This window comes from Pedobacter sp. UBA5917 (assembly GCF_002432345.1).
Lineage (GTDB): Bacteria > Bacteroidota > Bacteroidia > Sphingobacteriales > Sphingobacteriaceae > Pedobacter.
On record NZ_DJDT01000341.1, the window covers coordinates 1 to 10,537 of the forward strand.

Here is a 10,537-nt window from a genome sequence, read left to right on the forward strand (position 1 = left end):
CTGAACAGAGCGCTTCAATTCAATCGACAGAAAGTATTGATTTTAAGTTGAATAAATTAACTCATCTGCAAATAGACTTTAAACAAAATGTTGATCATTTAAAAACGATTTCTGTTAACGGAAAAGCAGCTGCCATCGATTTTAAAGACGAACATATTTTCGTCGATCAACAATATTTAAAGTTAGGTATTAACCATATCGAAATTGCTTTTATAGCTGGAAACGAATCGCTGAACAGGAATAAGGATTTTCTATATGCACTTTTTGTTCCAGACCATGCCCGGACGGTATTTCCCTGTTTCGATCAACCGGATTTAAAAGCTAATTTTTTACTTTCATTAACTGTTCCAACTGATTGGAAAGTAATGGCTAATGCAGCAAAAAAGGATTCGTTGGTGCAGGCCAATGCGATAACTTATCACTTTAAAAATTCGGATAAACTACCAACCTATCTGTTCTCTTTTACTGCAGGGAAATATACTTTCATTAATAAAAAAATGAAAGATCGCGATATGGAATTCCTTCACCGCGAAACGGATTCGGCAAAGATAAAACTCAGTGTCGATTCTGTTTTTGTAGCCCACAGCGATGCTATTGGTTTTTTGGAAGATTGGACAGCGATAAAATTCCCTTTTCAGAAAGTTGGTTTCGTAGGGGTTCCCGATTTTCAGTTCGGCGGTATGGAGCATCCGGGCGAGGTGCAGTATAAAGCGTCGGCTTTGTTTTTGGATCAGGGGGCAACGAAAGATCAGTTTATTTCGCGTTCCAACCTCATTTCGCACGAAACTGCGCACATGTGGTTTGGCGATCTGGTAACGATGAAATGGTTTAACGATGTGTGGATGAAAGAGGTGTTTGCCAATTTTATGGCCGATAAAGTAACCGAAAAGCTAATGGGCAAAAGCACTTTCGATCTTAAATTCCTGCAGGATCATTACCCGGCTGCTTACGGCGTAGACAGGACTTTGGGTGCAAATCCCATCCGCCAGCAATTGGATAATCTACAGGAAGCCGGCTCCATGTATGGCAACATCATTTACCATAAAGCACCGATTATGATGCGTCAACTGGAATTATTGATGGGCAAAGATAATTTTCAGAAGGGTATTAGGGAGTATCTTAAAAAATATGCCTACGGCAATGCTACCTGGAACGATCTGATAACCATTTTGAGCAAATACACTAAAAGCGATCTGTACAGTTGGAACAAAGTTTGGGTAAACGAGCCTGGCAGACCTGTTTTTAGTTACGATATTAAATATGATGGCAACAAAATAAGCGATTTAATCCTTAACCAAACAGGCGAAACCGGCGGGCAAAGGGTTTGGCCGCAATCTTTCTCTGTAAAGTTGGTTTATCCTGCCAGTAGCAAAGTTTTAAGTGTAAATGCCAAAACGGTTAAAACAATTGTAACAGAAGCTAAAGGATTAGCTAAGCCCCAATATATTTTATTTAATGCCAATGGGGCAGGTTATGGCCTTTTTCCGATCGATCAGCATATGATGGCTGATATTTATAATATCACCGATCCTTTAGAGCGGGCATCTGCTTACATTAACTGTTATGAAAATATGCTCTCGGGCAAAAGTTTTAAACCTTACGAACTGTTGGTGGTATTGCTTAAAGGCATCACGGTAGAAAAAAATGAAATGAACCTGCGTTTGCTAGTGGGTTATATGACCAATATTTACTGGACATTCCTCACAGCTGAAAAACGTGAGTCGATCAATGTTTTACTAGAGAAAACCATTTGGAATGCTATAGATCAGCAGCAAATGGCAAATAACAAAAAAATCTTATTTAATGCTTATCAGAATGTATATCAAAGCGCTGATGCAGCCAGGCGCCTGTATAATATCTGGTTAAAACAAACCGCTCCTGAAGGAATTAAACTTTCAGAAGATGATTATAGCTCACTGGCTTTAACTTTAGCACTTAAAACGGATACTGCGAATACCATTTTAAAAGACCAGTTATCGCGCACAAAAAATGAAGACCGTAAAAACAGGCTGATTTATTTAATGCCTGCGCTGTCGTTGGATGTAAAAGAACGTGATAATTTCTTTAATAGTTTGAAAGACCGTAAAAATCGCCAGAAAGAGGCTTGGGTAACCACTGCCCTGGCATATTTGCATCATCCAATCAGGCAGGTTACATCAGCAAAATATTTAGGAGAGAGTTTGGATTTATTGGCTGAAATACAAAAAACTGGAGATATATTTTTCCCTCAATCCTGGCTCTCGGCTGTATTTTCTAATTATAATAGCGAAAAGGCTTATGCTGTTGTGCAGGAGTTTTTAAAATCTCATCCCGATTACAATCCAAAACTAAAAGATAAGATTTTGCAAGCTACCGATAACCTTCATAGGGCACGGCAGATTATGCGTTAATTTAAAAGCTTAGTTTTCTTTTGTAGCTGATTTTGTTACATAAAGGTTAACGGAGAATTTTTACTTTTGTCGCGAGAGCGTTAATTTAGATTGAAAGGGGTAAACATTAATTTGTTTGCCCTTTTCTATTAATATCATGTATATAGGGTTTGCTTCATACCTAACAATAGGTTTTTTCATACTGCATGATTTTACAACCATATTTCCTCGCTAATTCTTTAAATATTTATTGTTCAGATGCTGTATTGGGCAAATAATTATTTGTTTCACAAATAATGAAATAATTGTTATTGTTTCATTATTTGTGAAATAAGTATGATTATTTCAGTATATTTGATATAAAATTATAGATAAAATAGTATGAAAGACTACTTTATATTGATGGCGGATATAGTTGATAGCAGAAAAAGTAATCAAAATAAGCTCATGAATAACTTTAAAAAAGTAATAAATGAAGCAAATCGCGAAAATATAGAGCTAATGCTATCTCCAATGACCATTACCTTAGGAGATGAATTCCAGGGTATAGTGAATAGTGCTAACGCAGCTGTGAAATTGATGTTTTTTATCGAGGAAAAAATTATAGATCTTGATGCTGGATTTAAACTTAGGTTCGTACTGGTTGAAGGAGCAATAGATACCCCAATCAATAAAAACATCGCGTATGAAATGCTTGGTGACGGATTAACACAGGCTAGAGAAGAATTAACAATAAATAAAGGGTCAAATAATAGGTTTTATTTTAATCTTAGAAATAAGCCTAAAAGTAAGGCCTTGGTAAGTGGCATGTTTTTATACCAAAGCATTGTTGATGATTGGAAAATTAGCAAGGATTATGATTTGATTGCCAAATTTATTAAATTAAGTGATTATAAGCTAGTTGCTGAAGAATTAGGAAAAACCCGTTCTCAGATATGGAAAAGAAAAAAAAGTCTTAAAATAGAAGAATATCTTTCAGTTAAATCAATAATAAATTACATATCAGAATTAACATGATCTCAATCTTAATTATAGCCATGCTTATGGTAATAAGCGAGCTAATTCTTGCTTTTTTGTTTTCGCTTATTGCGCAACAGTATTACAAAAAATCAGAAATAGATATGAAATCCATTAGTAGGGGATTCATCGAACGTCTCTTTCTCACAATTTTTATGTTTAATGGCATTCCACATGCATTAACGTTCTTCAGTGCATTAAAATTGGCCACGAGATTAAAGCATGACGATAAAAATGGTGAGACAGAAAAATTTAATAACTATTATTTAATAGGCAATATGGTTTCTGTTACAGTTTCCTTATTTTATGTTTGTATCTGGAATCATGCTGGAGATATTGAAAATGGTATAAATCGGTTTCTAAATAAATAAAAATAAGTTAATTAAATAATTTTGATGCGACAAGAGCAGCCAAGTCCTTTGTTTATTCGATTCAGGATCGTGTCCACTCATCGCAATTATTTAAGTCTTGATCCCTAATTAAAAGACTCCGTCTGGCTATTCAAATCATCCAATAAACTGGTTAAAACCAATTCTCTTTTATCTTCAATCGAAAGATCATCCTGGATATAAACGGTAAGGTTCGTGTTGTCTGCGGCTTGAGTGTGCATGTTGCAAAAGGTTTAATATTTGTCAATTTAATGTCTATAATTATCTAACGTCGGTTTTTCAATATGGTTTGTAACTTTTTTAGTTGAACTTTAAGAATATAATCTGCGTAAGAATAAATCATGTTCGGTAAAACATTGATCTGCTTTTTCAGGTTATTAGTTACAACAAAACAAATCCTATCCATGAAACATTACGACGCCATCATTATCGGAGCGGGGCAGGCAGGCACACCATTGGCCAAAAAACTCGCCGAAGCTGGAAAAAAGACCGCCATTATCGAAAAAAGATTGGTTGGTGGTACCTGTATCAACGATGGTTGCACGCCCACAAAAGCCATGGTGGCTTCTGCGAGGGCAGTTTATCAGGCAAAAAAAGCAGTTGAGTTAGGCGTAGAGATCGGGTCGGTTAAAATCAATTTCAAAAAGATCAAGCAGCGTAAAGATGATATCGTAAAACAGTTCAGGGAATCATCAGAAAAAGGAATCAATAATACCAAAGGACTTCAGCTTATTTTTGGAACAGCTAAATTTAGTGGTGAAAAGGAATTAACTATTGCCCTTAACGGTGGTGGTGAAGAAAAAGTAACAGCCGATCTTATTTTTATCAATACAGGAGCAAAAACGGCTATACCTGATATAAAAGGCTTAAATGAAATTGATTATCTCACTTCGACAACAATTTTAGAACTTGATGAAGTTCCGGAGCATTTAGTAGTCATCGGAGGAAATTATATCGGATTGGAATTTGGGCAAATGTTCAATCGATTTGGCAGTAAAATAACCATTATGGAAAAATCATCCAGTATAATTGCCAAAGAGGATCCGGATATTTCATCAGCCCTTACTGAAATTTTAACCGACGAAAAAATCGAAATTATCACCCATGTGAAAGTCGATAAAATTACAAAGGATAAGAACCAGCTTCAAATTGCAATAGAATCCGGTAAAACGAAGAAAAACATTACGGCAAGTCATTTACTTATCGCAGCCGGACGCATACCGCAAACTGCTGATTTAGGCCTCGAAAAATGTGGTGTAAAACTCGATGACAAAGGACATATTCTAGTTAATGAAAAACTCGAGACCAATATTAAAGGGATTTATGCCCTTGGAGATGTAAAAGGCGGTCCGGCGTTTACCCATATTGCCTATAACGATTACACCATTGTGTACCGTAACCTGATTGAAGGAACAGATTATTCCATCAACGATAGGCCGGTACCATATTGCATGTTTACCGATCCGCAGTTGGGCAGAATCGGTATTTCAGAAAAAGAAGCAAAGGAGCAGAATTTGAATTACGAAGTTGCTGTTTTGCCAATGGGCTATGTTGCCCGTGGTATCGAAACCAACGAAACTTTGGGCTTGATGAAAGCCGTTGTTGATACCGATACAAAAAAGATATTGGGTGCCGCTATTTTGGCTTCAGAAGGTGGCGAGATTATGTCGGTCCTCCAAATGGCCATGGAAGGCGGTATTACCTACGATCGGATCAGGTATTGCGTTTTTGCGCATCCTACCTATACCGAATCGCTGAATAACCTTTTTATGAAAATCCATAAATAGATATGATCGAATTAAAAGGGATAAGTAAGAAATTTGGAGATACCCAGGCGGTTAATCAGGTCTCTTTTAAAGTGGCTGAAAAGGAAACGCTGGTATTGCTGGGCACTAGCGGCTGCGGCAAAACCACCACCTTAAAAATGATCAACCGTTTAATTGAGCCCGATGCGGGGCGGGTTATGATTAATGGCGAAGCTATTACCAATCAGGATCCGGATATGTTGCGCAAAGGAATAGGTTATGTGATGCAGAACATCGGACTTTTTCCCCATTATACCATTGCCGAGAATATTGCCCTTGTGCCCAAACTTTTAAAATGGGATAAGGAAAAAATCAAAAACCGTACACAGGAGCTGATCCAAAAACTCCATCTCCCGGAAAGTACACTAACTATGATTCCACATGAGTTGAGCGGAGGGCAACAACAGCGTGTGGGCCTTGCCCGTGCTTTGGTTACCGATCCATCGGTGCTGCTAATGGACGAACCTTTTGGGGCCTTGGATAACGTTACGCGTGCCAGTATCCAGAAAGAATTTAAAGCACTCGAAGAACTGAAAAGAAAAACCATTGTGATGGTTACACATGATGTTCAGGAGGCTTTCGAACTGGCCGATCGCATCTGTTTAATGGATAAAGGAGAGGTGGTTCAGATCGGCACACCAAAAGAATTACTTTATCAGCCGGTAAATGATTTTGCCAAAAAGTTTTTAGCCAGTCAGAGGCTTGCTTTAGAATTTAAAGTAGTTAATATACAGGATATTTGGTCTTATTTACCTAAAGAAATACTGAAAGATGGCGGAAGTAAATCTGCTGATCTAAGTATATGGGAGGCTATGGAATTATTAAGGAATAACGATAGGTCTGAACTACTGGTTACAGGCAATAATAAAGAAAGCAAGCTGATCAATTTCGAACAACTCACCAAAGGATTTAACCAGTTTCAAAACGGGCAGGTACATGAATGAGCAACAGCAAACCTTATGGCAGTTTATGGCCGGGCAATCTGATAAACTGCTTAGTCAGACTTTACAACATGTAGGTTTAACCTTTATTTCTCTACTTTTTGCCATCGCCATCGGTTTACCATTAGGCATATTAATCGCCAGAAAAAGGAAACTTTCGGGAACGGTTTTGGGTATTGCGGGTGTGCTACAAACAGTACCAAGCATTGCCTTACTGGGTTTTATGATCCCTGTTTTAGGGATTGGCGCTAAACCGGCCATTGTAGCGCTGCTTATTTATGCCCTGCTGCCGATTATCAGGAATACTTATACAGGTATTATTGGGATCGATTTGCATGTTAAAGAAGCCGCCAGGGCAATGGGCATGAGCAAAAGCCAAATTCTGCTAAAAGTAGAATTACCGCTTGCAATGCCCGTTATTTTGGCCGGAATCCGTACTGCAACGGTAATTAATGTGGGTGTAGCCACGCTGGCATCGTTTATTGCTGCGGGTGGATTGGGCGAATTTATTTTTGGCGGCATTTCACTCAACAATACCAATATGATTTTGGCCGGGGCTATTCCTGCTGCTTTATTGGCCATTATACTCGATGCTTTGCTTTCCCTTATACAAAAAATGAATTTTAAGAAGCTGAGGAAAGCTTTGTATGTTTTTCCAGTAGTGATTTTGGTTTTGGGTGCTTTTTATGCTTTGCCTACCGCTTATGGTTCTACTTTAACGGCCGGATTTACCCCTGAGTTTATGGGCAGACAAGATGGAGATCTTGGTTTAAAGTCAACCTATGGCTTAAAAATCCATACGATTGTAATCAGCGATGCGGTGATGTACAAAGCCGCTTTTGCTAAAGAACTGGATGTGATCAGCGGATATTCGACCGATGGACGTTTAAAAGCTTTCGACCTGAAAATTTTAGATGACGACAAACATATTTTTCCTCCATATTACGCGGCGCCGATTGTTAGGGAAGAAGCTTTAAAGAAATTCCCTGAATTGGAAAAAACACTTGATTTACTCGCCGGGAAAATTACAGATTCGATTATGACCGACCTGAATTATAAAACCGATTACCTGCACCAACAGCCTGAAAGGGTAGCCAAAGATTTCCTGATCAGCAATGGTTTATATAAGGTGGCTAAAAACGGACATAACGGTACCGTGAGGATCGGTTCGAAGATTTTTGGTGAACAATATATCCTTGCCGAAATATACAGTATGCTGATTAAAGGGAATACGGATTACGATGTAGCCACTAAAACCGGATTGGGCGGGACAAAAATCTGTTTTGATGCGTTGACGAATGATCAGATCGATTTTTATCCCGAGTATACAGGAACGGGCTTATTGGTGCTGTTACAGCCGGATCCGAAAATCGCAAAGGAAATGGGACACGATAAGGAGAAGACCTATGCTTACGTGAGCAGGGAATTTGAAAAGAACTTTAAAATTAAATGGCTAAAACCAATTGGTTTTAACAATGCTTACGCATTAATGATGCGCAAAAAACAATCAAAAGAACTGAATGTGAATAGCATCTCAGATCTTAAAAACTATCTAGATAAAAATTAATGGAACTGGTAGAAGAATACTTGCAGATTAGGAAATATTCCGAGCAGATTTGTGAACCCTTACAAACCGAAGATTATGTAGTGCAGCCTGTTGCGGATGTAAGTCCGCCCAAATGGCATTTAGGCCATACCACCTGGTTCTTCGAAACCTTTATATTAAAGCCGTTTTCTGTTAATTATCAGGTGTATAACGATGATTATAATTTCGTTTTCAATAGTTATTACGAAACCGTTGGAAACCGCGTGATCCGTACCGATAGGGGCAATTTAAGTCGTCCGAGCGTAAATGAAGTTTACCAGTACAGGGCTTATGTTGATGAGGCTATGGTTAAATTTTTAGCTGCCCCCTTAAAAGATGAGGTGAAGGAGTTGCTGATTTTAGGTTTTAATCACGAACAGCAGCACCAGGAGCTTCTGTTAACTGATATTAAGTATATTTTAGGCAATAATCCGCTGTTTCCCGTTTATTCCAATGAGAAAAAAGAGGTTTTATCAAGTGAAGCCGAACCTGGTTTTATCAATTTCACCGAAGGAATTTACGAAATCGGTTATAACGGAGTAGGTTTCAGCTTTGATAATGAACTAAACAGGCATAAAGTTTACCTGCACGATTTTGCGATCAGCAAAACATTGGTGAGCAATGCCGAATTTTTGGAGTTTATCAATGCTGGAGGATATTTAAACTTTAACTACTGGCATGCAGAAGGCTGGGATTGGGTAAAGAATAACAACATCACATCACCTATGTACTGGCATTTAATTGATGGAGAATGGTTTAATTATACATTAAACGGACTTTTGCCCATTGATTTAAATGCTCCGGTAAGCCATATCAGCTATTACGAAGCGTATGCTTTTGCCAGTTGGAAAGGCTTACGTTTACCGACCGAATTTGAATGGGAAGTAGCTGCAAAAAGCTTTAATTGGGGCGAAAGGTGGGAGTGGACCGAAAGTGCATATCTCCCTTATCCGGGTTTTAGCAAGGCTCCTGGCGCTATTGGCGAGTATAACGGCAAATTTATGGTTAACCAAAAGGTACTCCGTGGCGCATCGGTAGCTACTCCCAAAAATCATTCACGCATTACTTACAGAAATTTCTTCCATCCGCATTTAAGATGGCAGTACACAGGCATCCGTCTGGTAAAATAATCCCACTATGAGCACAACCACCACCATTGAAACAACCACAGACAACAAAACACAATTTCTTCAGGAAACGTTAACCGGATTACGCGCCGAACCGAAATTTATGCTTTCGAAGTATTTTTATGATGCTACCGGCGATCGTATTTTTCAGCAGATTATGGAAATGGAGGAATATTACCTCACCAATGCAGAAATGGAAATCCTCCAGTATCAGTCTGCACAGCTCTCGCAGGCCATATCTGCCGATGGCAGCGCTTTTGATCTGATCGAACTTGGGGCGGGCGATGCCACTAAATCCATTCACCTGTTAAAATCATTGCTCGATAAACAGTCGGAGTTTAGCTACCTGCCGATAGACATTTCTGAACACGTAATTTCGGATCTCGAAGAAAATTTACCTAAAAAACTGCCAACGTTAGATATTAAGGGGCTAAATGGAGATTATTTTGATATGCTGAAAAGAGCTACAGAATTATCCGGCCGTAGAAAAGTGGTGTTGTTTATGGGCGCGAATATTGGCAACATGACCATTGCAGAGGCCGAAAGGTTCTGCTCCTCGTTAAAGCAGCTGCTTTCTCCCAACGACCTATTGATTATCGGCTTCGACCTGAAAAAAAATCCACAGCAAATTTTGGCTGCGTATAATGATAAAGGAGGCATTACCAGATCATTTAATCTTAATCTGCTTCAACGCATTAATAGAGAACTTGATGGCGATTTTAATATCGATCAATTTGAACATTATGCCAGTTACGATCCAGAATCAGGAGCCTGTAAAAGCTATCTGATCAGCTTAAAAAAGCAGATTGTGAATATTGGACAAAACGCTATTCATTTTGGCGAAAACGAGTATGTTTGCATGGAAATCTCCCAGAAATATTCACTGAATGATATCGATCAGCTGGCCGAAAAAACGGGATTTAAACCGCTTCAGCGATTTTTTGATCAGCATCAGTACTTTGTTGATGCCATTTGGAGGGTAGATTGATTTTGCCATAAAATGCTCGTATGTGAATATGTTCTTTAAAAGTTTTTAGGGCATTGCGCTAGCTTGCTTTGAAGCACTAATAGGCTTTTCCGAAGAACGCCCGTCAATCCCAAGTGCAGGGAAATCAAAAAAACAGTTGCAAAACAGTACAATTGGCATTACCAAACCTAAAACGCAGTGGTTTTGTGCTCGTTTAACATTACCGTTAACCTAGTAGCTGCTGCACAAAACAAAAGTGCCGCTGTTTTTTTGATGCGCTTGGGCTTGTGTGTAAGCACATTGCCGGATTGACAAAGCGCTTTGGGTACTTTGGCGC

General features: G+C 38.7%; 8 protein-coding genes. 7 read left to right on the plus strand and 1 reads right to left on the minus strand.

The features are described from left to right. A partial coding sequence (locus B2V92_RS23475; protein ID WP_293312688.1) for a M1 family aminopeptidase occupies positions 1 to 2,390 on the plus strand: 2,390 nt, incomplete at its 5' end. Between the two features lie 360 nt (positions 2,391 to 2,750). Then, a complete protein-coding gene (locus B2V92_RS23480; protein WP_293312690.1) occupies positions 2,751 to 3,386 on the plus strand; it encodes a SatD family protein in 636 nt (211 codons plus the stop codon). A 475-nt stretch (positions 3,387 to 3,861) separates the two neighbouring features. Here the strand turns inward: B2V92_RS23480 and B2V92_RS23485 are convergent, their stop codons facing one another. Beyond that, positions 3,862 to 3,996 (minus strand): hypothetical protein, encoded by a 135-nt coding sequence (locus B2V92_RS23485; protein ID WP_293312692.1) that lies wholly within the window; start codon positions 3,994 to 3,996, stop codon positions 3,862 to 3,864. Positions 3,997 to 4,179: 183 nt separating this feature from the next. On the opposite strand from B2V92_RS23485, the gene B2V92_RS23490 reads away from it, so the two are divergent. From B2V92_RS23490 to B2V92_RS23510, 5 genes are read left to right on the plus strand one after another with little or no spacing between them, the layout of a single operon-like run. Beyond that, the gene (locus B2V92_RS23490; protein ID WP_293312693.1) at positions 4,180 to 5,562 is read left to right on the plus strand and encodes a mercuric reductase; all 1,383 of its coding nucleotides are present in this window, start codon (positions 4,180 to 4,182) and stop codon (positions 5,560 to 5,562) included. Between the two features lie 2 nt (positions 5,563 to 5,564). Beyond that, positions 5,565 to 6,524, plus strand: coding sequence for an ABC transporter ATP-binding protein (locus tag B2V92_RS23495; RefSeq protein WP_293312695.1), 960 nt, complete (start codon positions 5,565 to 5,567; stop codon positions 6,522 to 6,524). Further along, positions 6,517 to 8,088: an ABC transporter permease/substrate-binding protein gene (locus tag B2V92_RS23500; protein WP_293312697.1), complete on the plus strand. Its 1,572-nt coding sequence runs from the start codon at positions 6,517 to 6,519 to the stop codon at positions 8,086 to 8,088. Before B2V92_RS23495 ends, B2V92_RS23500 begins: the two co-directional genes overlap by 8 nt. Next, positions 8,088 to 9,236 carry an ergothioneine biosynthesis protein EgtB gene (gene egtB / locus B2V92_RS23505; protein WP_293312699.1) on the plus strand — a complete coding sequence of 383 codons (1,149 nt, stop codon included), beginning with the start codon at positions 8,088 to 8,090 and terminating at the stop codon, positions 9,234 to 9,236. The genes B2V92_RS23500 and egtB overlap by 1 nt, the downstream gene beginning before the upstream one ends. A 7-nt stretch (positions 9,237 to 9,243) precedes the next feature. Beyond that, a complete protein-coding gene (locus B2V92_RS23510) occupies positions 9,244 to 10,221 on the plus strand; it encodes an L-histidine N(alpha)-methyltransferase (protein ID WP_293312701.1) in 978 nt (325 codons plus the stop codon). The last annotated feature ends 316 nt before the right edge of the window (positions 10,222 to 10,537 follow it).